19 protein-coding genes and 1 pseudogene are annotated in these 22276 nt (G+C 58.5%); 16 read left to right on the top strand and 4 right to left on the bottom strand.

Annotated elements, in window-relative coordinates; genetic code table 11:
- Nucleotides 1-23: 23 nt before the first annotated feature.
- Nucleotides 24-1592: a 2-isopropylmalate synthase gene (locus tag ACR0MS_RS11565; protein WP_480573194.1), complete on the bottom strand. Its 1569-nt coding sequence runs from the start codon at nt 1590-1592 to the stop codon at nt 24-26.
- A gap of 285 nt (nt 1593-1877) precedes the next feature.
- Here ACR0MS_RS11565 and ACR0MS_RS11560 point away from each other — a divergent pair, with 285 nt between their 5' ends.
- Complete coding sequence (locus ACR0MS_RS11560; RefSeq protein WP_480573197.1) at nt 1878-2543, top strand: SDR family NAD(P)-dependent oxidoreductase; 666 nt, start codon at nt 1878-1880, stop codon at nt 2541-2543.
- Between the two features lie 7 nt (nt 2544-2550).
- On the opposite strand, the gene ACR0MS_RS11555 is transcribed toward ACR0MS_RS11560, so the two are convergent.
- Nucleotides 2551-4011 (bottom strand): MORN repeat-containing protein, encoded by a 1461-nt coding sequence (locus ACR0MS_RS11555; RefSeq protein ID WP_480573200.1) that lies wholly within the window; start codon nt 4009-4011, stop codon nt 2551-2553.
- Nucleotides 4012-4156: 145 nt separating this feature from the next.
- Here ACR0MS_RS11555 and ACR0MS_RS11550 point away from each other — a divergent pair, with 145 nt between their 5' ends.
- The 3 genes from ACR0MS_RS11550 to ACR0MS_RS11540 all read left to right on the top strand — a co-directional run bounded on the left by ACR0MS_RS11550 (nt 4157) and on the right by ACR0MS_RS11540 (nt 7834).
- The gene (locus ACR0MS_RS11550) at nt 4157-5815 is read left to right on the top strand and encodes an NAD+ synthase (RefSeq protein ID WP_480573203.1); all 1659 of its coding nucleotides are present in this window, start codon (nt 4157-4159) and stop codon (nt 5813-5815) included.
- A gap of 270 nt (nt 5816-6085) precedes the next feature.
- Nucleotides 6086-6364: a hypothetical protein gene (locus ACR0MS_RS11545; RefSeq protein ID WP_480573206.1), complete on the top strand. Its 279-nt coding sequence runs from the start codon at nt 6086-6088 to the stop codon at nt 6362-6364.
- A 141-nt stretch (nt 6365-6505) separates the two neighbouring features.
- Nucleotides 6506-7834 carry an NAD(P)/FAD-dependent oxidoreductase gene (locus ACR0MS_RS11540; RefSeq protein ID WP_480573236.1) on the top strand — a complete coding sequence of 443 codons (1329 nt, stop codon included), beginning with the start codon at nt 6506-6508 and terminating at the stop codon, nt 7832-7834.
- Nucleotides 7835-7837: 3 nt separating this feature from the next.
- On the opposite strand, the pseudogene ACR0MS_RS11535 reads toward ACR0MS_RS11540, so the two are convergent.
- Nucleotides 7838-7942: pseudogene (locus tag ACR0MS_RS11535) on the bottom strand (MBL fold metallo-hydrolase); the annotation flags it as partial.
- 159 nt (nt 7943-8101) lie between these two features.
- Here ACR0MS_RS11535 and ACR0MS_RS11530 point away from each other — a divergent pair.
- The 7 genes from ACR0MS_RS11530 to ACR0MS_RS11500 all read left to right on the top strand — a co-directional run bounded on the left by ACR0MS_RS11530 (nt 8102) and on the right by ACR0MS_RS11500 (nt 13439).
- Entirely contained in the window at nt 8102-9388 is a 1287-nt protein-coding gene (locus tag ACR0MS_RS11530) for a tyrosine-type recombinase/integrase (protein WP_480573210.1), read from the top strand.
- The gene (locus tag ACR0MS_RS11525) at nt 9385-9903 is read left to right on the top strand and encodes a hypothetical protein (protein WP_170756990.1); all 519 of its coding nucleotides are present in this window, start codon (nt 9385-9387) and stop codon (nt 9901-9903) included. Before ACR0MS_RS11530 ends, ACR0MS_RS11525 begins: the two co-directional genes overlap by 4 nt.
- 102 nt (nt 9904-10005) lie before the next feature.
- Nucleotides 10006-10308, top strand: a complete 303-nt coding sequence (locus ACR0MS_RS11520) for a helix-turn-helix domain-containing protein (RefSeq protein ID WP_170756991.1) — start codon at nt 10006-10008, stop codon at nt 10306-10308.
- Nucleotides 10305-10559: a hypothetical protein gene (locus tag ACR0MS_RS11515; RefSeq protein ID WP_170756992.1), complete on the top strand. Its 255-nt coding sequence runs from the start codon at nt 10305-10307 to the stop codon at nt 10557-10559. The genes ACR0MS_RS11520 and ACR0MS_RS11515 overlap by 4 nt, the downstream gene beginning before the upstream one ends.
- Nucleotides 10549-10743, top strand: coding sequence for a hypothetical protein (locus ACR0MS_RS11510; RefSeq protein WP_170756993.1), 195 nt, complete (start codon nt 10549-10551; stop codon nt 10741-10743). The genes ACR0MS_RS11515 and ACR0MS_RS11510 overlap by 11 nt, the downstream gene beginning before the upstream one ends.
- A 106-nt stretch (nt 10744-10849) precedes the next feature.
- Nucleotides 10850-11836, top strand: a complete 987-nt coding sequence (locus ACR0MS_RS11505; RefSeq protein ID WP_170756994.1) for a hypothetical protein — start codon at nt 10850-10852, stop codon at nt 11834-11836.
- On the top strand, nt 11826-13439 hold the full coding sequence (locus ACR0MS_RS11500) for a DUF5906 domain-containing protein (RefSeq protein ID WP_170756995.1): 1614 nt from the start codon (nt 11826-11828) through the stop codon (nt 13437-13439). The genes ACR0MS_RS11505 and ACR0MS_RS11500 overlap by 11 nt, the downstream gene beginning before the upstream one ends.
- A 104-nt stretch (nt 13440-13543) precedes the next feature.
- On the opposite strand, the gene ACR0MS_RS11495 is transcribed toward ACR0MS_RS11500, so the two are convergent.
- On the bottom strand, nt 13544-14017 hold the full coding sequence (locus ACR0MS_RS11495) for a hypothetical protein (RefSeq protein ID WP_170756996.1): 474 nt from the start codon (nt 14015-14017) through the stop codon (nt 13544-13546).
- 895 nt (nt 14018-14912) lie between these two features.
- On the opposite strand from ACR0MS_RS11495, the gene ACR0MS_RS11490 reads away from it, so the two are divergent.
- The 5 genes from ACR0MS_RS11490 to ACR0MS_RS11470 form a co-directional block, all read left to right on the top strand.
- On the top strand, nt 14913-15398 hold the full coding sequence (locus tag ACR0MS_RS11490; protein ID WP_170560174.1) for a transglutaminase-like cysteine peptidase: 486 nt from the start codon (nt 14913-14915) through the stop codon (nt 15396-15398).
- 838 nt (nt 15399-16236) lie between these two features.
- A complete protein-coding gene (locus ACR0MS_RS11485; protein WP_480573214.1) occupies nt 16237-17766 on the top strand; it encodes an ATP-binding cassette domain-containing protein in 1530 nt (509 codons plus the stop codon).
- Nucleotides 17766-19703, top strand: a complete 1938-nt coding sequence (locus ACR0MS_RS11480; protein ID WP_170382241.1) for an ATP-binding cassette domain-containing protein — start codon at nt 17766-17768, stop codon at nt 19701-19703. Before ACR0MS_RS11485 ends, ACR0MS_RS11480 begins: the two co-directional genes overlap by 1 nt.
- Nucleotides 19696-20997: an HlyD family type I secretion periplasmic adaptor subunit gene (locus tag ACR0MS_RS11475; protein ID WP_480573218.1), complete on the top strand. Its 1302-nt coding sequence runs from the start codon at nt 19696-19698 to the stop codon at nt 20995-20997. The genes ACR0MS_RS11480 and ACR0MS_RS11475 overlap by 8 nt, the downstream gene beginning before the upstream one ends.
- An 11-nt stretch (nt 20998-21008) precedes the next feature.
- The coding region (locus ACR0MS_RS11470) for a VCBS domain-containing protein (RefSeq protein WP_480578933.1) at nt 21009-22276 on the top strand (1268 nt) is incomplete at its 3' end.

Here is a 22276-nt window from a genome sequence, read left to right as displayed (position 1 = left end):
CCCGCTTGTGCGGGCCGTCCAGTTTACGTCAGATCTTTGTAGCTGATTTCGCGGGCGTCCGCGCCGGGGCCTGCCTTTTCGCGTCGCATGATCAACCGGTTCAGCGCGTGGATATAGGCCTTGGCAGAGGCGACGACCGTGTCGGTATTCGCCGATTGGCCCGTTGCGATCATGCCATCTTCTTCCAGCCGCACGGACACGGTCGCTTGCGCGTCGGTGCCTTCGGTCACCGCGTGAACCTGATAAAGCTGCAAATGCGCCTTGTTGGGATAGATCGACCGGATCGCCTTGAAGGTCGCGTCCACCGGGCCGTCGCCATGTTCCGTCGCGATGATGTCCTTGCCGTCCATTTCCAGCTCGACCGTCGATTCCGCCTGACCGCCGGTGCCGCAGGTGACTTTCATGGACACCAGCTGAAGGTAATCATCCGCATCATCCAGTGTCATCAGGGCGATGAGGTCGTCGTCGAACACCTCTTTCTTGCGGTCGGCCAAGTCTTTGAAGCGCACGAAAATGTCGCGCAACTGGTTGTCGCCAACCTCATAGCCCAGCGTCTCCAGCTTGTCGCGCAACGCGGCGCGCCCCGAATGCTTGCCCAGCGGCAGGGACGTCCCGGACAGGCCGATATCCTCGGGGCGCATGATTTCGAAGTTTTCGCGGTTCTTCAGCATCCCGTCCTGATGGATGCCGCTTTCATGGGCAAACGCGTTCTTGCCGACGATGGCCTTGTTGAACTGCACCGGGAAGCCCGCCACAGTCGCCACCCGGCGCGAGATATGCATGATCTTGGTGGTGTCGATACCCGTGGTCCAAGGCATGATGTCATTGCGAGTCCGCAAGGCCATCACGACCTCTTCCAACGCGGTGTTGCCCGCGCGTTCACCCAGACCGTTGATGGTGCACTCGATCTGACGCGCCCCGCCTGCGACTGCGGCCAGAGAGTTCGCGGTCGCCATGCCAAGGTCATTGTGGCAATGGGTGGCAAACACCACCTCATCCGCGCCCGGTACGGTCTCGATCAGGCGCTTGATCAAGTCCGCGCTTTCGACCGGAGCGGTATAGCCCACGGTATCAGGGATATTGATCGTGGTGGCCCCGGCCTTGATCGCAATCTCGATCACGCGGCAGAGGTAATCCCATTCTGTCCGCGTCGCGTCCATCGGCGACCATTGCACGTTTTCGCACAGGTTACGCGCATGGCTGACCGTTTCGTGAATCTTGTCGGCCATCTCGTCCATCGTCAGGTTCGGAATGGCGCGGTGCAGGGGCGAGGTGCCGATAAAGGTGTGAATCCGGTTCTTCTCGGCGTGTTTCACAGCCTCCCAGCAGCGGTCGATGTCTGCGAAATTGGCGCGGGCCAGACCGCAGATGCGGCTGTTTTTCGACCGCTCGGCTATCTCGCTGACGGCCTTGAAGTCACCCTCTGAGGCGATCGGAAAACCGGCCTCGATGATGTCGACGCCCATCTCGTCCAGCAGTTCGGCAATCTCGAGCTTTTCGTTATGGGTCATGGTTGCGCCGGGGCTTTGTTCGCCGTCGCGCAAAGTGGTGTCAAAGATCAAGACGCGGTTTTGGTCGGTCACGTTGGTCATGGGAATCTCTTTCTTCTTCTGTCCTAAAGCCTATGGCGCGCGGGCGTCCTCCTCTGAGCGGGCGCGCCGGATGGCACGCTCAGAGGCGGATTAGGATCAGTAGGCCACGCAGTGACGCACCGCGGGTGGCGGTGTCGGCAACAAGGATATCTGCGCGGTTGATCATGGGATTGAGGTTATACAACCCATGCCGGGAATGAAAAGAACGAATTTGCGTATCGTAGCCGGAAGGTTTTCTTTTTCTGTCCGGTTGATCCAAGCAACCTGACAGCTAGGTCACTGATGATGAAGTCAGCTCTTGTCATCGGCGCATCAGGCGGAATTGGCAGCGCTTTGTCACAACACCTGCGCCAACGCTCTGCTGCTGTAACGACCTTGTCCCGGTCCGTGGATCGGTTTGATCTGGCGGACCCCGACAGTGTGAGTCGTGGGTTGGGTAAGCTGAATGGCCCCTTCGACATGATCTTGATTGCCTCTGGCGCGCTGGAGATCAACGGAGCAGAGCCGGAAAAGACGATCAAGTCAGTTTCGGCCCCCGCCATGATGGATCAATTTGCACTGAACGCGGTCGGACCGGCGCTGGTACTTGGCCATGCACACAGGTTGTTGTCGCGCGACAGGCAATGTGTCGTCGCGGTCCTGTCTGCCCGAGTGGGGTCGATCGGCGATAACCGTCTGGGTGGCTGGATCAGCTATCGCGCAGCCAAGGCTGCCCTGAACCAGATCGTGCGCACTTCGGCGATAGAATTGGCGCGCACTCATCCGCAATCCATTTGCGTTGCCTTGCATCCCGGGACTGTTCGCACCGGCTTTACCCGGAAATATGCCGGACGCCATCCTACTGTGGCGCCAGAGCAGGCCGCCAAGAACTTGTTGGGCGTCATTGACCGCCTTACCCCGGCCCAGACAGGCGAATTTTTTGATTGGAAAGGAGAGACCGTGCCGTGGTGACTGATGCTCAGTCAGCCGTGGGCGCGTCCACTTCGGGGGTCTCAGCAGAAGGTGTTTCTTCGGGCTCTGCCACGTTTTCTTCTGGAAGCACTCCGTTTTCCCAGACACCGGATTCTTCCTGACCATTGGCGTAGCGAATGGTGCCGTCACCGTGGCGCTTGTTGTCCAGAAATCCACCTTCGTACACATCCCCGGTGGCATAGGTTGCGACCCCGGTGCCGCTGATTTTGCCGTCGACCCATCCGCCGGTATAGGTGAAGCCGCGCGGTGTTGTGATGGTGCCCTGTCCGTGGCGTTTTCCGTCGGAAAACTCGCCGTCATACACGGTGCCGTCGGGAAAGCTGGCCTTTCCTTTTCCCTGCCGCGCGCCCTCGGCCCAGTCGCCTTCGTACCGGTATCCGTTGGCAAAAGTCAGAACGCCCGTTCCTTGGCTGAGACCGTTCTTGAACTGTCCCGAATAGACCGCGCCATTTGGATAGGTTGCCTTGCCGTTTCCTTCAAACACCCCAGCGATCCAGTCGCCTTCGTAAATGATTCCATCGGAATAGGTATGCATCCCCTTGCCATGCGGCAGGTCCGCGCTGAAATCTCCCACATAGGTCGAGCCGTCCGGATAGGTCAGCTCACCAAACCCTTCGATCTGGCCATCCGCCCAGTCACCGTTGTACTCGAACCCGTCGGTTCCCAGAAAACGCCCCTTTCCGTGGCGCCGATCGTCAAGGTAATCGCCGTCGTATGTCGCGCCATTGGCATAGGTTGCCTTGCCCTTTCCCTGGCGCTGACCGTCGACAAGATCACCTTCATAAAGGTCCCCGTTTGCCTGCAGCAACCGACCCTTGCCGGTCATGCGGTCTTCGGTCCAGTCACCCGTATATGTCATGCCATCGGGAATGGTCAGCGTGCCCTGACCGTGGCGTTGACCGTTCTGGACGTCGCCTTCATACAGGCTGCCCTGCGCTGAAGTGATCTTTGCCTTGCCCTGCTTGAGCCCGTCCACCCAATCGCCGTCATACACATAGCCGCTCGGGTCCGTCAGAACGCCCTTGCCGTGATAGCGGGCGTCTTTGAACCCGCCTTCGTAGATCGCGCCATTCGCATAAGTCGCAATGCCGTTGCCGTTAATTGATCCGTTGGCCCATTCGCCCACATAGCTGCCGCCGTCGGGATAGATGATTTTTCCCTGACCCTCAGGCTGGCCCTTCGCGAACATGCCTTCATAGATCGAGCCATTTACGTATCGCGCAACGCCCTTGCCCTGAATCTCGCCTTCGGCCCATTCGCCGGAATATTCGAATCCGTTTGGCAGGCGATAGGTCCCGATGCCATGGCGCAAACCATTCAGGAAAGTGCCTTCGTAAACACCGCCAACCTCATCATCCGCGATAATCACCTGGCCATCCTGCGCGGCAGCGGACAGTGTCATCAAAGCCATCGCAGTTGCGGCAATCGAAGTGCGGAATGCGTTCATGGTTGTTCAGCCTGCCCGGTTATCGTCCTTTTGCGCAAAACTAAGATACCGATGGGGGCAGGGCAACGGCTTTTGCCGCATTTGTCTTTTCCTCGCGGTGCGATCTGTTAAATGGCATTAGACAAGACGAGGGCAAGAGGGCAGCATGGCCGACCGTTTCCGCATCACTCTGGCGCAACTCAATCCTGTTGTGGGGGATATTGAGGGCAATGCTGCCAAGGCAATCGCCGCGTGGGAAAATGCGCGTGGGGCAGGGGCCGACATGGTTGCACTGCCTGAGATGTTCATCACCGGCTATAATACGCAGGATTTGGTGATGAGGCCCGCGTTTCATCAGGCTGCCATGGCTGCTGTTGAGGAATTGGCCGTCAAATGTGCCGACGGTCCGGCGATTGCCATCGGTGGACCTTGGGTCGAGGGGGACAACCTTTTCAACGCCTACCTGATCCTCAAGAACGGAAGGATCGGCAGCAAGGTGTTGAAACATCACCTGCCCAACGAGACCGTCTTTGACGAAGTCCGGTTGTACGATTCCGGGCCGCTCGGTGGTCCTTACTCCGTCGGCAATACGCGAATAGGCAGCCCGATCTGTGAAGACAGTTGGCATCCGGATGTTGCCGAAACGCTGGAGGAGACAGGGGCCGAATTTCTGCTTGTCCCGAACGGGTCCCCATATTTTCGCAACAAATACGATGTGCGCCTGAATCACATGGTTGCGCGCGTCGTCGAAACGGGATTGCCGCTGATTTACCTCAATATGGTCGGCGGACAGGATGATCAGGTTTTTGACGGCGGCACGTTCGGCCTGAACCCGGACGGCACGCTGGCTTTCAGACTGCCTGTCTTTGATGAAGCCATTCGCCATATTGATCTTGAGCGCGGCGATGAAGGGTGGCGGATCGTACCTGCCGATACTGCGCCGCAGCCTGATGAATGGGAACAAGACTATCGCGCAATGGTTCAATCGCTGCGCGACTACATGAGAAAAACAGGCTTTAAGAAAGCGCTGTTGGGCTTGTCGGGGGGTGTCGACTCAGCCCTTGTTGCGGCGATCGCTGTAGATGCGATAGGTGCCGAGAACGTCCGTTGCGTGATGCTGCCCTCGGAATATACCAGTCAGGAGTCTCTGGACGATGCCGAGGCCGTCGCCAAGGCGCTGGGTGTTCATTATGACTATGTGCCAATCTCGGACAGCCGGGCGGCGGTGACGGAAACGCTGGCGCCGCTATTTACCGGCCGCGAGGCCGACCTGACGGAAGAGAACATCCAGTCCCGGTTGCGCGGGTTGCTGTTGATGGCGATCTCGAACAAATTTGGCGAGATGCTGCTGACCACTGGCAACAAGTCCGAAGTTGCCGTTGGATATGCCACGATCTACGGCGACATGAACGGGGGCTATAACCCCATCAAGGACCTGTACAAAACGCGTGTGTTCGAGACATGTCGCTGGCGCAACGCCAATCACCGTGACTGGATGTCGGGTCCGTCGGGCGAGGTGATCCGGCCATCCGTGATTGACAAACCCCCCAGTGCGGAACTGCGCGAGGATCAGAAGGATAGCGACAGCTTGCCGGACTATCCTGTTTTGGACGCGATTTTGGATATTCTGGTGGATCAGGAGGGGTCGATTGCAGATTGCATTGCGGCCGGTTTCGATGGCGACATCGCGCGCCGGATCGAACATCTGATCTATATCAGCGAATACAAACGCTTCCAGTCCGCTCCGGGAACGCGTTTGACCAGCCGCGCCTTTTGGTTGGACCGCAGATACCCAATCGTGAACCGTTGGCGCGACCGGTCTTAAGGGCACTCTGGGTCACGCTGCACCCCATATTCGGATGCAAAATCCCCTCTTTCATCGAACTGTTTCCACATCCCGCGGGTATGAGGCCGTTTCCGTTGGGAATGCGGGCGTCTGCTTGATGCGCTGACATCTTTTCGCCATAGTTTTGTTGAATTATCGCCTCATGTGGGGCGGGTGTGACGCATTGCACGGGGCCACGGGCCTTTGACAGCTTTCTGGTCGAATGCGGAACACTGATCTGGGTTTTGGTTGTAATGGTTTGGTACGATTATGCGTGAGGAATACGATAAACCTCTCCACTCGCCGTTGCCGTGGAAGTCGATGGAATCCAAAGGGCAAGCGCTGGACGAGGCCAAGATTGACTCTGTCATTGCCGACCTCCTGAGCGAGGAGACCTCTCCTCGGGCAGTTGAACCCAAACGCGTGGATGCTGCTGAAGCCGAGGAACTGGACGTCGACGATGCAACGGTCGAGGAACCCTCGGAAACGGTTATCGGATTCACTTCGACCCTGCGCCAGAAATGGGCCGAACTGGTCGGCGCTGCCTAAGCCAATTGGACGCGACCTGTCGTGAAGCGTGCGCGGCGGCCACATATCATCAAAATAGTGTCAAACACGACTTCGGTCGTATTGCTTCGGCACGATTGACGGGCATTCATTGCGGTCGGAGCAATGAATAATGAGCGGTATATGCCCGGCCCAAAACCAACCCCAGTCGAGCCTGATCTGAGCCTACCCAAAGCTGTGGATGTCGTTGTCGTCGGAGGCGGGATTATCGGCTCTGCGACTGCTTTGGAATTGTCGGAACGCGGCCTGTCCGTGTTGCTTTGCGAAAAGGGACATATTGCAGGCGAACAGAGCTCTCGCAATTGGGGGTGGGTTCGATTGGGGCTGCGGGACCCCCGTGAAATTCCGCTGATGATCGAGTCTCAGCGTCTGTGGGATGATCTGGACCGAAGGCTTGGCCGAAAAACAGGGTTTACCCGTTCAGGTATTTTGTTTGGCGCATCGGGGGACCGAGATCGGCGCAATCTTGAACGCTGGCTGGATCACGTGGACGGGTTGCAGACCGGTGCAAGAATGGTGTCAGGCGCAGAGCTGCAACAGCTTTTGCCGGGGTGTACCACAGAATTGGAATGGGCCCTGCATATGCCGCAGGACGGCCGTGCCGAGCCGCAATGGGCCGCGCCCGCAATAGCCGAAGCTGCCCGCGACCGGGGTGCTTCAGTGATGACCAACTGCGCGGTGCGCAGCGTCGATGTTCAAGCCGGTCGTGTTGCAGGGGTTTTCACCGAAAGGGGGCGCGTGGCCTGCGCACATGTCGTGCTGGCCGGAGGTGCCTGGTCGCGCCTATTTGCCGGAAACGCGGGGATCGACCTGCCGCAGCTTAAGGTGTTGAACACGGTGCTGCGCACGTCGCCTGCTGACGGACTTGAAACCGCCCTGTGGTCTGATGACTTCGCCATAAGAAAACGCGCGGACGGGGGCTACACGATAGCCTCGGGGCATGAAAACACAGTCGATATCGTGCCTGACAGTTTTCGATTGGCGCGGCGCTTTCTACCGGCCTACAGGCAGGAGTGGCGGTCGCTGCGGTTTCGCTTTTCCAAACGATGGGCGGCTGAGGCTCAACAGGACCGCAGATGGCTGCCCACAGATGTCACTCCGTTCGAACATTGCCGCGTTCTGGATCCCGAGCCATCCGGCAAAGTTCTAAGACAGGTCTGGTCACGGGCCAGCCAAAGCGTACCTGCGTTGAAACAGGCAGAGATCGTTCAAAGCTGGGCGGGCATGATTGACGTGACCCCAGATGCAATTCCGGTCATGTCGACCGTTGATGAGATGCCCGGAATGTTCATCGCCACAGGGTTCTCGGGGCACGGATTTGGGATTGGACCGGGGGCGGGGCGGTTGATGGCCGATCTTGTGACCGGGGCCGCCCCATGTGTGGATCCGGCCGCATTCCGTCTGTCTCGGTTTACAGACGGCTCAAAGGTGCGGCCAGATCCCGGATATTAGGGGTTAGCCCATCATCTGATAGCTGACGGGGACAAAGCGGAACCCGTCGCCGCGGGTTTCGACAAACCCGGCTGCGGGGAAGGGCATGTGGAAGCCGATCATATGCACCACACCTCGTAAGCCCCTGCACCCAAAGTCGAAAAAGCCAACAATCAAAAGGTTCTAACAAGCCCATAACTTCCGCAGGCCGCGCGTTGATTTCCGCTAATGTCCGCATATATTGTCCGCATAGTGTCCGCACCTGAATGATGTACCGAGGATGACGCCATGACGATTAACAAGAAAACCTTTGCCGCCGCCGTGCGGAAACGTGAGGCTGGTGCGCCCACACCCATCATATTGAGAGACGCGCAGGTGGAGGGCCTTGCGCTGGCTGTGAACAAGCGCAGCGAGGCGTGGCGCTTTCAGTATAAGCCGCGCGGCACCCGCCCAGACGGCAAACGCTACCCCACCCGCACCCTCACCCTCGGCAACCATGCGGAACTGACCCTTGAGGAGGCCAGAGCCGCCGCCGTAACCGCCAAGGCTGCGGTGCGTGGTGGTGCGGACCCAGTTGAGGACCAACGCCGCGAGACCGCCCAGCGCGTGGCCGAACGACAGGCACAAAAGACGTGCCGCACACTAATAGAACCGTTTATGGCCGATTTCGCCGAGCGCCGTTCCAAGGCCCGCAAGGGTCGAAAACTGGACGAGGCTTACGTGGGTTCAATCCGGCGCGGTGCCGAGCATGTCCTGAGCGCGCTGGGCGTGATGGACCTTACACCCGACTGCATCACCATCAAGCCGCTGCGCGCCCTATTCAGAAACCGTGTCGGGACGAACTGGAATATTCGCTACCTCGCCATCAAACGGTTCCTCGACTACGCCGTGGCCGAGGAGATGATCGACGGCAACATCGCCCTGATGGTGGAGCGTCCTGCCACGGGTGCGTCCCGCGCGCGTGTCCTGAGCGCCGAGGAACTGCACACGCTCTGGCACGAGGCTGAGAACCTCGACCCGGTGCGCCGTGACTTCCTGCGCTTCATGATCTGCGTCCCGTGCCGTATCAGCGAGGGGCTGGCCCTGACATGGGACCAGATGGACGCGGACCTGACCGAATGGACCCAGCCTGACACCTCGACCAAGAACGGGGTGGAACACCGCTTTGCGTTGCCACCACAGGCGTGCGAAATCCTCGAACGTCGCCGGGAGGCCAACCCCAAGGGGCCGGTGTTCCCAAACCGGTCGGGGCGCGTGTTTGCTAGCCAGTCGAACCTGAACCGCATCATCCACGAGGGAACGCCGAGCGTCACCGACTGGACCATTCATGACCTGCGCCGCACATTCGCCAGCCTGTTGGGCGAGAGTGGGGCCAGCTTCCCTGAGAGTGTTGTGGATGCGGTTCTGAACCACATGCAGAGCGGCACACGCGGCGGGGTTCTGGGCGTCTATCAGCGCGCGGAACGGCGCAGGGAACAAGCCGCCGTCATGATGGCCTGGGGTCGCCTCCTTGCCAGCATCATAGACCCACAGGCCGAGCGAAAGACGGTTGTCGGGCTGGGGGGCTGGTCATGACCAAGCCGAAACCCAACGCCCAGCGCGTCGACATCGCCGCCGAAATCATGAGCCGCCTGAAAGTGAGCCGCGAGGAAGCCGAACGGCTGGCGGCGCTGCCACCGGGTGAGGTGAGTGCGCTGGACTTCGCTGCGCTGCGTCTGCTGAACCTCGACGGGTCTGACCCCCGAGAGGATTACATCGAAGCGAATGCGGCCTATACGTTTGCGCGCAGCGCCCATGAGGAGGCGGCACCCATCGTCAGGCAGCGGATGCGCTCCACAGGGGCGCTAAAAAACAAACGTGAGGCCGCAGACAAGATAGAAAAAGCTTTCGCCATCGTTGACCAAACGTTCGACACGTTGAGTAGGGCTGACGCCACCAACAAGGCAGCGAGTGAGACGAATCTATCGGAACGCCAACGCGAACGTTTGGGGCATTATTATGACGCCCTCGCGCTGGGCGCATCGCCGGATGCAGCCCGAGCGGGTAGCGAAAAAGGTAAGTGGCGGGCATTTAAGCAGTCCCTCAAGTAGATTTCTTCGACGGGCCTAAGGCCTGTCGAAGTCAGCTGTATCTTTCTGCGAATATGTCCTTTTTATGGGGTGTCACCAATGTCTTGAACAAGGTGACACCCTATGCCCAAACGAACGTGGAGCGAGACCCGCAACAAGGTTCCTAGCCGGGACGCCTCCTATTCCTTTCATCCCATGGCGGACTGTACAGTGGTTGAGGCTGCGGCCCTGACCCGCTGTAATCCGTCCACGATTTACCGCCTCATCAATCGGGGCGAACTGCTGGCCTACAGCCGCAACGGCCTCACCCTGATAGAGGGCGAGAGCATCGTTGCGTTCAAAGAGCGGAACAGGATTCAACCGGGCGACATTCCCGAGAACAATGAGCCCAACGCCACACCGAAATCGAAAGGGGTGGCTGCATGAGCGCTTATATCCTGCCCCTCCCCGACCCATGCCCTGAGCGCGTATCCCGTAAGCGCGGGGCCAAACTGCTGGCCATGGCTGGGTTTGAAACCTCGCCCCGTTCCCTCGAGCGGTGGGACTTGCCTGTAATCCACCTGAATGGCCGAGCCACATACGACACACGCGCCCTGTTCGCCGAGGCCCAGCGCCGCGTTGATGTCGAGGGTGCGCGCTCACTCAACACGTTTGGGAGGGATGACCATGCCGCGTGATCTTGATCTCGCCGAACACATCAAGGCCGCGAACATGCTCAAGTGCGCGCTTGTCGTCCACAGCGATAGCGAGGCCGCAGGGCTGCGTGAAGTCGCGCGCCGCCTCAAACTGCCCATGCCTCGGCTCACCATCCGACCGCTCAAAGATGCGAAGGGGGTGCCACCGTGTCGCACGAACGAATAAGCGCCGCCCAAAAGGACGACGCCCACTCAATGTACCGTCGATCACGTAAGTGCCTCGACGGGTCCGAGTGAAGCGCGTCGCAACCCCGCGACAAAGGGGGTTTGTAATGCAGCGTTCTGAAATTCAGAAGTTCCTGAAAACCCTGTTCACACGGTCGGTCTACCCGATAGGGCCGACCGAGAGCGTGTGCATCGGCACGCAGTACGAGGGCGGCGCATATGTCGCCCGCCCATGGCCCTTCACCGAGGTGACCGAGGGTGAAACGCATTACGCGCTCCACCTGTTCGAGTTCAACACGCCAGCCACGGCGGGTGACTTCCGGCGGCGCAAGGAACGCTGGACTGGGACGACGCTGATCGGCCTGGACGACGTGGGCGAGGTGAAGAACGGCTTCCGGATCAAGGAGCCGCCCGTCAAGCCCACGTTCATCATGGAGACCAAACCCGGCTCCACCCAGTGGGTGTACGCCCTGAACCGGATTGAACGCGACCCGAGCCTTGTGGCGACGATATTGCATAGCGCGAAAGAGGGTGGGCTGACCGACCCCGCGGCGGTGGACCGCACCCGGATATTCCGGTTGCCGGGGTCCGTCCCGCCGAAAAAGACCCACGCGGCGCGCATCGTCTACGCGGATTTTTCCCGGCGTTTCAATCCGGACGTGCTGGTCGAGAAGGCATTCCAAGTGCCCGTGGTGGAAAAGACCGTCACGCGCTCCGTGTATGGGCGCAAGGGCGTCCCTGTGGACGTTCAGAGTGACGACCCCCTGCTGTTGTGGTTGGGCGCTCAGGGTCGCGTTCTGGGTGCTCCCTTGAGGGATGGCTGGGTGCCCATCGTGTGTCCGTTTGTTCACGAGCACACGGGGCAGGACGAGACCGGCACCTATTACCACCCCCCGAACAAGGCGGATGGGCTGCGGTCGTTCAAATGTTTTCATGGCCACTGCAAAAACCGCAGGAGCCGTGACTACCGCACGGAACTGGTGCGGCAGGGAGCCCCCGAGGTTCTGGTGCTTGGGGATATTCGGCGTCCGCGCCTCGCTCCCAGCGCCCTCTCCACGAAAGCAATGAGAAGGATTTTCGGTCATGCTGAATGACACCAACAACGCCGCATGGCTTGAAGCAGAAATCCTGCGGGTCGCCCGCATCGAACGCACGGTCGAAATCGAACCCGCGATCCAAAACCTGAGCCGGGAGTGCAAGGACCGGGGATATCCGCAGCGCGTGACAGACTTGCGCCAGCTGATCACCGACGCAAGACGCGCTGAGGCTGACGACGCCGCTGAGGCCGAGGCAGAGGCAACGCGCGAGAGCGGCGTCTGGCGCGGGCGCACGGTGCGCGTTGATACCGAGGACAAGGAGGCGACCGCCGAACAGTTCCTTGGCGCGATGTTCCAACACCCCAAGGGGTGGAAACTCGTGTTTTGGCGCGATGTTTTCTACGAGTGGCAAACCACGCATTGGACACCCACCGACACCAACGAACTGAAACATGACCTGCGGCTGTGGCTCGCCGAGGAGTGTTTCGAGGCCACCAACAAGGGTTTCGGCCCCGTCAAACCGACAATCAGGCTCGTGGAGGAGGTCATGGCCGCTCTGAAAGCCCTGACCCTTTACCAGGGGGCAAACAGCACCGGGTGGCTGACACGGACGAAACCTGCCGCGCACCCCCTGTCCGTCAAGAACGGCATTCTGGACCTCGGAACGCGGACACTACACCCGCATACGCCGACGCTGTTCAACCTGCAATATGTGGACGCGGATTGTGACCAGAACGCGCCCGACCTCATGGACACCCCGGCGGGGCCGTGGCTCATGGAGGCGTTCGGAGTGGATCAAATCCCGTTGTTGCAGGAGTTCACAGGATATTTCCTGACAGGCCGCACAGACGCACAGAAGGCGCTGATGATCATAGGCCCACCCCGCTCGGGTAAAGGCACCTACGGGCGTGTTCTGGCAGCACTGCTGGGGGGAAATATGGCGTCCATGAGTGCGCGGACGATGGGGGGCCAATTCGGGCGTGAGGGGCTACTGGATAAGCCGGTGTGCATCATGCCGGACATGAGGGTCGGCAAGAACACCGATAAAGCCGCCGTCGCGGAGACGCTGCTCAGCGTCATTGGCGAGGATTGGGTTGAGGTGCCACGGAAATACAAAACCCCGTGGCACGGGAAACTCGACACGAGGTTCCTCATCATGTCGAACTCGGTCCCATGGTTGGAGGACTTCGACGGCGCGCTCTACACGCGGTTTCACTTCATCGAAACGCTTGGGTCGTGGCTGGGGAAAGAGGACGCCAGACTGCTCGACAAAATATGGAGCCAACCCGCCGCGTGGTTGAATTGGGCGCTGGACGGCATGGACCGGCTTGGGGAGCAGGGAATGCACTTCACGCGGGTCGATACAAGCGTTGAGATTGGCAGACGCGCCACCATCCACCTCGACCCCATCGGCATGTGGGTGGCGGAGCGCGTCGAGATCACCGGCAACCCGGAGGACAAACTGGCCATGCACGAGATGTTCGAGGACTTCGAAGATTTCGCGGACGAAAACGATGTCGGGGAGTTCACACAGAAAACATTTGAGCGGCGGTTCTGGCGCAAAAACTACCGGAAGGTGACGAAAACGAAGGTCGGCAAACGCGCCCGAAATTTTGACGGGCGCGTCCGAGGTGCGGCAGGGGTGAAACTACGCAAATGAACATGTCGAATAAGGGGGTAGAGGTGCCTCGGGATGTCTCTCGGGGATGTGCGTGGGGACGGGTTTGCTTTACCCTTTATATACAGGTGTAAATTGTGCACATTTTACTGTTTCATGTGTTTAAAAACGCCCAAGGGCAAAGGGTAAAGGAAATCCGTCCCCGCCGTCCCCACATCCACACACCCGAGCGTGAAAACCGGGAAATTCGCCAAATCTGGGGAAAATCGGGTGAAAAAGTCGCCAAATCTGGGGAAAACCCCCAAAAAGCCTTTCTCGGCCAATAACAGGCCGTATTTCGGTTGAGGGCCGGAAACGCCCGCTATTTGAGGATCGTTTCCGGCCCGTACGGCTGGACACCCGCCCCGCGGGGGTTTCGTCATGAACCGCATGAGCGCAGGAAGCGCGCCGCACAGGCCTGCAAGCCCGGTGTCGTCACCATTGAAGCGACACCCCTCATACTCGATTTTCTGGATGGTGATCCCGCCGCCGTGGCAGTCACCACACTCGCGTTCAGTAGCCTCGGCAGGGACATCCATGCCTGAGCGGCCTGTGACATCCGCTGGCGTTACGACCTGCAACCTGTTCTCCTAATCCGCATTCTAGAAGGCAAGCGCCGTGGCCGGAGATATGTCAGGGCAGACTACCATGAGTGTATCCAGCGAAATGGCGTAAAGTGCTACTGCGCCGCTGACGTATTGAGATTACTCGAGACGTGGCCTGCGTCATCCAACCCGCGAAACCCGAAACCAACGGCGATCAGGATACACAATGAGATAGACTTGGTACCAGCATGCAGTGAGGCTTCGTTGATCGAAATGTAGGCGTCGGGGTGGATTTTGTCAGGCCGGGCATAATCCCGAAAATACCCCCCCCCACCCCGACAAAAACACGGGGGGCGAGTGGAGCTTGGCACCCCCGCAGCCCGTCAATCCTCCGAAAAAAATTTGATTTTCCCCGAATACAAAACCTCGGACAGTGGCAAGGTAATCGTTCATCCGTGTCCGTTTTGAGCTTGATGCAGACGTTCGCTGAAAAGTCATGAACGACCACTATGCGGACAAAGCTGCCATTCAGTCGAACTACACTAGGTGACGCAAACTGCCCACAAGCGGCCAATTGCCAACCCTTCCGATGCCGCAGTGCGTGAACTTAGACGGGAGAGCATTAATCCATCAGGTGGGCAGGTTAAGCAGCCGTTCATTTCAGGCGATGCAACTGTGCCCAGCTATCTTGGCGGTTTCCTTCAGATAAGTTCTGTGGTGCAGTCTGCTTTTGTCTTGGGATTCGATCACCAAACGCTTTCAAGATCGAAGTTTCCGATGATCAAGATTTGATTTTGCGCTTTCGCCGGACATAAACTGGTTTGGATATTTTGAGGAAGAATCGTCAAAAATGACTATGCGGTTAGATTTTTTGGCTGGTCTTTGTGGTGTTCTTTGTACCCTTTCGACTACATCTATTGCGGACACAATCATGCACTTGGGTCGAGAATGGCCGGCGCCAAAAGGGTTTGAAAGTGTTTGCTCGAGCTATCCGCCAATTTGTCAAAAATCACCGAACCCTCATCAGATTACCGATGCTGAATGGAAGAAGATAAAAAAAGTAAATCAAAGCATTAACCAAAAAACTCCAGAGGTGTCTGACAAGAGCCAGTATCACGTTCTTGAAAAGTGGGCACTGCCCTCGCACTTAGGCGGAGATTGCGAAGACATCGCGATGCTCAAGAAGGTAGAGCTTCAGAAATTGGGCATCTCTCCGGATCACTTACTTCTCGCTACCGTGTTGGATCTTCACCGCGAAGGGCATGCGGTACTAGTCGTTAGGACATCCAAAGGAGATTATGTGTTGGACAACCTGACCAACCGGGTGCTTCCTTGGAACAAAACCCACTACGCATTTATCGAGGCACAAGACCCCAACGAACCAGCGCGATGGGATATTGTCCTGCAGGATCGATGACCCTTAGTCTGGGTAACCGCAATGTTATCGGCTCAAAGCACTCGTATTGAATATCAGACTTCAGTGAGAAAACTGAAAAGAAAGACATGATCCGCGTTATTGCAGCCAGCACCATATTCGTTGGCCCTTTACGTCAATTTTTGCAATTGCTTTGATCTGATCCGAGTGGGTCAAGAAGGGGCCGGAAACTTCCACATAGAGTTAGTTTCGAGGCGCAAACATCCGATTTTCGGCACCATCTCTGTGGGAGAAGAGTTTAACTTGAGAACTGGCCGCATGTGGGGGTTTTAGCCGAAATCTGGCATGGGTGCTGAGGGACTTGGGAGCCGGTATAAGCAATGAAGGGAAGGCCCCAGTACCTTCTCCTGTTCAAAATAATCAAATAGAGAAAGAGGCTTCGGAATACATAGAGAACGTATGGCTCTCGAGGCCGATCGGACGTTCCAACAATAGTCTGACTTTCGGTTCGCATTGGGGTCGATCAAGTTGTTATCTACACTTGGTATCAGCACTATTCGACACGCAAAATGACCCAATGCAGTAGTTAGAACCTGACTTTAAGAACCAGCCGAACTAATAGCGCAGTTTCAAAATTCTGCAGATTGATTTCTGTTTTGTTCGCATCGACTAGCGTCACTTTGCCGTCGACTTCTGCACCTGCAAGTCAGACCCCGGCCCCACCGCAGTCTTCTTCTGGCGTTCCTGCAGAAAAAGCTCGTAAGAAAAAGCGACCGAGCATTGGACTGGTATCTTCGCCCAACCGCGTTCTCCGGTTGATTCCTTTTTTTCTCAAGATACGTTTAGGTAAATCTTTTTTTGAGATCTGATCAAAAAGCCAATGAGTACCAACACGGCATATCAAAGTAAGCGAACCAATCGCGCTCCCGCTATGAAGTCAAACTCGCGGGTTTTTGTGTGCCTTGTCTCTTTGGGAATCAACGCACTTGCGTTGGCGCTTCCTTTGGCTCTCCTGCAGGTCTACGACCGGATTTTGCCGAATCAGGCAGCCGGATCTGCAATCGTCATTTTCTCGGCAGTTGTTGTCGCGTTGGTGTTTTCGGGAATGCTTCGATATGTAAGGTCCGGCGTGTTTGCTCGGTGGTCGGCACTGGAAGAACACAGGCTTTGGTCTCATACCGCTCGACAACTTCTTAAAGGCCATCACAGCCGGGAGGATGCTCTTTTGCTTGCTTCCGCCCCCGCCAAGGCGCGTGATGAGAGTGTCGGTCAAACAATGCTGGCCCGATACGATGCGCCTTTCTCGATCGTTTTCCTCGCTCTGGTCGCCTATCTCGGCGGAATCGTTGTCGCCGCGCCCTTGTTGGTCGCTGCCGTTTCGGTGATCGCGTTCCTTGTGGTTGCGCCGCGGAATCGATCTGCCCTGCAGCAGGAACTGCTGTCGGGCGCAAAGTACGAGGCCAGTGTCACGGCGCTCGCTAACACTTCCTCAAACACGACGACGCTGATCAGCCTCGGCTCGACATTTGCCCGTTTGACTCACGATCGCTCTGTCCAGTTGAAAGCAAACAGAACGACGCAGAACATCAGCAGTTTTCAATTTGACCTCTTGCAGAGTGGCGCGTTGATCTCGACGGTCGGCGTTGTCTGGTTGGGCGCCGTAGAGGTGCTCGCAGGGCAGATGACAACCGGCGGGCTTGCCGCCTGCACGTTGCTTGGCTCTCGGGCGGCATCACAGCTTATAGGTGTTGCGGCGACGGGCCTGCGTGCCCAGCCCGCCGCTGTCGCGGCGGAGCAGTCGAAGGCGATCCTTGAAAACAGTGGAGAGAGCGAGCGTCAGCCGTCGCACCGTACGACCGAATACCTGAACTCGACTGGCGGTGGCATCTGGGTGCTCGAAGCTTCACCGCATCAAACGGTGTCTGAAAAGCTGGAAGCCATAGTCGACCACTTGCCCTGCGACCTGTCGGACTCGGAGACAGTTCGGATCGTATCTGCTCGGCCACGGCTGTTGGCTGGTAGGCTCATGGATTGCCTGTCCCGCTTGGACAAGGATCTAGAGCCAGAAGCACTGTCCCTGTCGCGCGAGATCGGACTGGACAACGTCGTTTGTCGACTTCCCCATGGCTACGACACGGTGCTCGCATCTTCCGGCCGGCCACTTTCGGATGGCGCCACCAAGCGCGCCGCGATTGTACAGGCATTCGCGGGCAGCCCCGGGCTGGTCATTATCGAGTCACCCGAAGCGCTGCTCGATGTCGATACGGTGAGGAACCTGTCGGAGTTCCTGCTGTCCCGCGCAATTGATTTCAAGATACTCTTACAGACATCGTCTGAAGAGCTTCTCGCCGGTCTTGAAGATGCCAAGCGACTCGAAAACCCGAAAAACTGGATCGAGGGGGTCGAGTAATGTCAGCAGCCGCCAACTTCCTCCAAACCGTTCTCAAATATCTAGACGGGCGCCACTCCGATCAGGCGGTAGAGGCGGCATTCGGAGGTTTCTCGTCATCGCTGTCCGATATGGCGCGAGCAGGTAACCTAATTGGGCTTCACGCTTCAATTCACAAGCGCGTTCCGGCATCCTGGAGCGACGGACACGACGGCGCGCTGATTGCAACAGACGGCACCAACTGGTTTGGCGTCGTAAGACGTGATGGTGATCTCGCTTCGTTCCGAGAGGGCGACAAAGCTGTTCAAAATCTATCACTTGAGGGGCCGCTTCTGTATCTGCGTGTGCTCCCCGAAGCCGAAGCCGCCAAGGTCACCTATTCCAATATCTTGTCTCGCGCGCGTGATGCCTTTGTGCATGTCTCGTGGCAATCTCTGGTCATTAACCTATGCGCTCTTGCGGTGCCCTTCTTCACCATGACGGTGTATGATCGGGTACTGGGAGGCGGCGCCGTCGACTCGCTTCCGGCCTTGTTATCGGGTGCAGTGATTGTTTTGATCACGATGCTGGCAATGCGCCGCGTCAGGTCCGGTTTTGCTGCCGCAGAATACGCCTCGCTTTCTGGACAAATTTCGACATTGCTGGCCGGCAAGGCGCTCCGCTCGCCTGTATCGAACGCGGCCGGCAACTCGGGCAGTGCGATTGTCATGAAGGTCCGACAAGGTGAACGCGCCGCTGACCTGTTCGCCTCCCCGAATATCACGGCGATTTATGATGCACCGTTTATCCTGTTGACCTTTGCCGCTTTGGTGATTGTTGGCGGAGGCATGGCGATCATTCCCGCGATCTACCTCCTGATGTTTTTTGGTTTCGGTTTGTTGATGAACGCTGGAACCGGCAGTAGGGACCCGTTTGCCGCCCGCCAATCCATGAGGCGCACGCAGATGATTGGGGAATTGGTCGACGCCAACGGCGCTATTCAACGCGCCGGGTTGGGCGAGAAATGGCTTCAGCGGTTCGATGCAGCCTTGCGCTCAAGTGCGCGCGACACGCACCGTTCGATGACAAAGATTGGCTCCCAGTCTGCAATCGCGACCACGCTTGGATCCGGCACCGCGCTCGTAACACTGGTCGTAGGAATCGATCTCGCGCTGAAGGGCCATTTGTCACCAGGAACACTGATCGGAACAATGTTGCTGACTTGGCGCATCACCGGTCCAGCGCAATCGCTGTTCCTTGCGATCCCGCGACTTAAAGCAATCCGCAACGGCTGGAACTCTCTTGAGACACAACTCCGCGCGCCAACGATAGGCCAAGAGGCTCATCTCCAAATCGCGCTTGAACCTGAGGCGCCCGCTGTGGCCGCTCAGGGGTTGTTCTACCGCTACGAAGCCGGTCAGCCACCTGCCGTGACCGGCGTAACATTCGATGTGCCCGCCGGCAGCGTCGTCGTTGTGATGGGACCGAACGGGTCGGGCAAATCGACCTTGTTGCAGCTCGTGGCAGGGCATTTCAGCCCGCAATCCGGAAACCTGACACTAAACGGGCGTCAGATGTCCCAATATGATCCCGACGAGATCGACGCACGATGCGCCTACGTCGGTGGTGACAAGCGCTTTTGGCTGGATCAAAGTGGAACGGAGCCCGGCGCTGGGTTTTCCGCGGAAGCCAAGATAGAACGTATAGCGTGGTCCGCAATTGTCGGACATGACAGCAGTTTCTTCGTTCTCGATGATCCGCTTGCCGCGAGTGGTAAGGACGCTGTGACCGAGATCGCGAAGTTCATCGACGAAACGCGCGGCAAGGCTACGATCTTCCTTGCAACCCACGACACGGAACTCGCGGCGCATGCCGATATCGCTATCGTTCTGGACGCCGGCAACGTCGTCTATTGCGGGCCCGTTCAGACAGAAAAGCCAGAAGCAGAAGCTTCGACGGAGGAGAAGAGCGATGGGTGAAAATCGCGGAGATCAACCTTTCGACCTTTACGATACGTCGACCTTCGTCTGGATGCGTCGTGCGGCGATTGTCGTTTTGCTCGGTCTGACCGCACTGGTGATCTGGATGGTCTACACGCCGGTGGACGAGATCTCCAAGGCGCGCGGGGAAATCGAACCCATCGCGCAGGTGAAGCGGGTTGAAAGCCGGCACGGAGGTCAACTGGCCGAGCTGCGGGTGACGCGAGGTCAGATGGTGGAAGCGAACGAGATCGTGGCGCTTCTGGATCAGGCGGAGGCACAATCGGCACTCCGGGCGGCTGAAGCGCGTATTGCGGGATTGTCGCTTGAAATCGAGCGGCTTCTCGCGCTTGCAGAGGGGCGGGAACCGAATTTCTCGGCCCATGCCGAAGATTTCAATGACCTCGTGGAACGCGAAACGGCTGCACTTGCGGCAACTCGTGCCTTCATTCGCGCCGAACGCTCAGTGATCCAGTCGCAGATCGAAGAAAACCGCGCCGAGATTGCAGCCATCGATGAAGAACGCCCCCAACTCATTCAACAGATCGCAGTCACCGAGGAGGAGCGTGCCGTTCAACAGGACCTGCGGGATCGGGGACTGAGCGGACGCGCAAAGCTCGCGGAACTGCGCGAGCAAGAAGCGCAGTATCGATTCGAACTTGCCCAGCTCGCCGGTCGGCGAACCATTGCCGAGGCCGAGATTACCGAGCTGCAGGCGTCTCTGACACAGGTCGAACTGGATGAGTATGCCAAGGCCCGTAGCCGGATTGCCGAAGCGGATTCCCAGCGGCGTGCACTGCAGGCCGAAGCGGCCGGCCTTCAGAGCCGTGTCGCGGAGACAGAGATCCGGTCGCCCGTTTCCGGGGTAGTCCAGTCGATCCCCGACGACACGATCGGCGATGTCATCGATCCCGGCGGAATGGTCGTCACAATTGTCCCCGCCGATGGCGGCTATCGTTTCAGCGGTCGCTTGTCGCCGCGCGATGTCGGCTTCGTTTCAGTCGGGCAACCCGTTCGATTGAAAATTGACAGCTTCGATTACAGTCGCTTCGGCGCATTGCCCGGCAAGGTCGAGGAAGTTTCGCCAACAACATCAGTCGATGAGCGAGGAACAGCATTTTACGAAGTCCTTGTGCAGCTGGACAGCGACCATTTCCGCGATGCAGAGGACGGACTTACATTGATCGCCGGAATGACCGGCGAGGCCGATATCAAGACCGGTGCCAAGACCGTGTTTCAGTATGTCTGGAAACCCATCTACACCAATCTCGACCTGGCATTGACTGAGAGGTGAGGAGAGACGCGATGTCCGATCAGAGCCCGAGCAAATCCCAACCCTCCCGCTCGACCGCGGATCCCAGAGACGAGTTGTCCGAAGAGGTTTTTGCCTGGGTTGTGACCGACACGAGCGATCTTCCGGATGTACAGGACGAAGGCGCCCATGCGGCGCCGGATGGCGTAGAGCAAGGTGGCGGCGGTTCCGGCAACCGGCAGTTGATGGTCTCCGCGCCGGCCCTGGCACGCCATATGGGCGCCGACCTTTCCGAGTTGCATTCCGAGCCGGGTCGTCCGGGGGCGGAGTCCGGCTCCGACTGGTTGGCCTCGTCCGGCCTGGCCCCGTTGCCCCCAACTCATATCCAGAAATCTGGTGCAGGACATCCCGACTTCACTCATGCTTTGCCGGGAATTGGCACAGGTCAAAATGTCGGACATGTGATCATTCCCTCCGTTTCAACTGGCGGTTCAATCGGCGGTGGCGGTAACGCTTCGGGACAGACGCCAAGCCACATCGTGACGGGTGGTCAGCCCAGTGGGCCTGCCATCGCCGGGTTGATCCCCGGTGGTAAGGAAGGCCACCCTGTGCCGGTCCTGATCTCGGTGGTGAACGGCAACAACACGCAGGGTGGCTCCACCGTGACCATCGGTGGGTTGCCCCCCGGAACGATCATGAACCAAGGGCACGCAGGTCCGGGTGGGACGTGGATCCTTGGTCCCGGCACCGACCTTAAGAACCTGACCATGACTCCGCCGACCGACTGGTTCGGATCAGGGCACCTAACCGCAACGGTCGTTGATCCAAACGGTCACTCCGCACAGGTTCAGCTGCCTTTCAATGTGTTGCCACAACCCGACGCAGCCAGGATCTCGGGAACGGATACCGGAACGACGTCCGAGGATCGTGTTCTGACGGTGTCCGGCGCGCTGACGATCGTCGATCCGGATCCGGGCGAAGCACATTTTCAACCCACATCTTTGACTGGAAGCTTCGGTAGCTTGCAGATCGATGCGTCGGGTCGTTGGACTTACAGGCTCGAAAACGCCTCTCCCTCGGTTCAGGCGCTGGTTTCCGGGCAGACCGAGCGCGAAACATTCACAATACACAGCGTTGATGGAACGAGCCACCAACTGGTCGTAAACGTAATGGGCACCGACGATCGAGCAATCATCGCCGGAGCCTCTCAGGGCGCGGTGACCGAGGACAAGCTGACCTCGACCGGCGGCAAGCTGGATGTGACCGACCCGGATGCGGGCCAGGCGAGCTTCGTGCCGCAGACCGGCGCGGCCGGCGCCCA

It is taken from the genome of Ruegeria sp. CJ2 (assembly GCF_056536745.1).
This window is presented reverse-complemented; position numbering and strand designations above follow the sequence as displayed.

Excerpts from the sequence above, each read along its gene's own strand:
- ACR0MS_RS11475 (WP_480573218.1), top strand. The coding sequence starts at position 19,696 with ATGGGTGAAAATCGCGGAGATCAACCTTTCGACCTTTACGATACGTCG.
- ACR0MS_RS11510 (WP_170756993.1), top strand. The coding sequence starts at position 10,549 with ATGCCGCGTGATCTTGATCTCGCCGAACACATCAAGGCCGCGAACATG.
- ACR0MS_RS11520 (WP_170756991.1), top strand. The coding sequence starts at position 10,006 with ATGCCCAAACGAACGTGGAGCGAGACCCGCAACAAGGTTCCTAGCCGG.
- ACR0MS_RS11530 (WP_480573210.1), top strand. The coding sequence starts at position 8,102 with ATGACGATTAACAAGAAAACCTTTGCCGCCGCCGTGCGGAAACGTGAG.
- ACR0MS_RS11545 (WP_480573206.1), top strand. The coding sequence starts at position 6,086 with ATGCGTGAGGAATACGATAAACCTCTCCACTCGCCGTTGCCGTGGAAG.
- ACR0MS_RS11485 (WP_480573214.1), top strand. The coding sequence starts at position 16,237 with ATGAGTACCAACACGGCATATCAAAGTAAGCGAACCAATCGCGCTCCC.
- ACR0MS_RS11525 (WP_170756990.1), top strand. The coding sequence starts at position 9,385 with ATGACCAAGCCGAAACCCAACGCCCAGCGCGTCGACATCGCCGCCGAA.
- ACR0MS_RS11565 (WP_480573194.1), bottom strand. The coding sequence starts at position 1,592 with ATGACCAACGTGACCGACCAAAACCGCGTCTTGATCTTTGACACCACT.
- ACR0MS_RS11560 (WP_480573197.1), top strand. The coding sequence starts at position 1,878 with ATGAAGTCAGCTCTTGTCATCGGCGCATCAGGCGGAATTGGCAGCGCT.
- ACR0MS_RS11480 (WP_170382241.1), top strand. The coding sequence starts at position 17,766 with ATGTCAGCAGCCGCCAACTTCCTCCAAACCGTTCTCAAATATCTAGAC.
- ACR0MS_RS11515 (WP_170756992.1), top strand. The coding sequence starts at position 10,305 with ATGAGCGCTTATATCCTGCCCCTCCCCGACCCATGCCCTGAGCGCGTA.
- ACR0MS_RS11550 (WP_480573203.1), top strand. The coding sequence starts at position 4,157 with ATGGCCGACCGTTTCCGCATCACTCTGGCGCAACTCAATCCTGTTGTG.
- ACR0MS_RS11500 (WP_170756995.1), top strand. The coding sequence starts at position 11,826 with ATGCTGAATGACACCAACAACGCCGCATGGCTTGAAGCAGAAATCCTG.
- ACR0MS_RS11540 (WP_480573236.1), top strand. The coding sequence starts at position 6,506 with ATGCCCGGCCCAAAACCAACCCCAGTCGAGCCTGATCTGAGCCTACCC.
- ACR0MS_RS11490 (WP_170560174.1), top strand. The coding sequence starts at position 14,913 with ATGCACTTGGGTCGAGAATGGCCGGCGCCAAAAGGGTTTGAAAGTGTT.
- ACR0MS_RS11555 (WP_480573200.1), bottom strand. The coding sequence starts at position 4,011 with ATGAACGCATTCCGCACTTCGATTGCCGCAACTGCGATGGCTTTGATG.
- ACR0MS_RS11505 (WP_170756994.1), top strand. The coding sequence starts at position 10,850 with ATGCAGCGTTCTGAAATTCAGAAGTTCCTGAAAACCCTGTTCACACGG.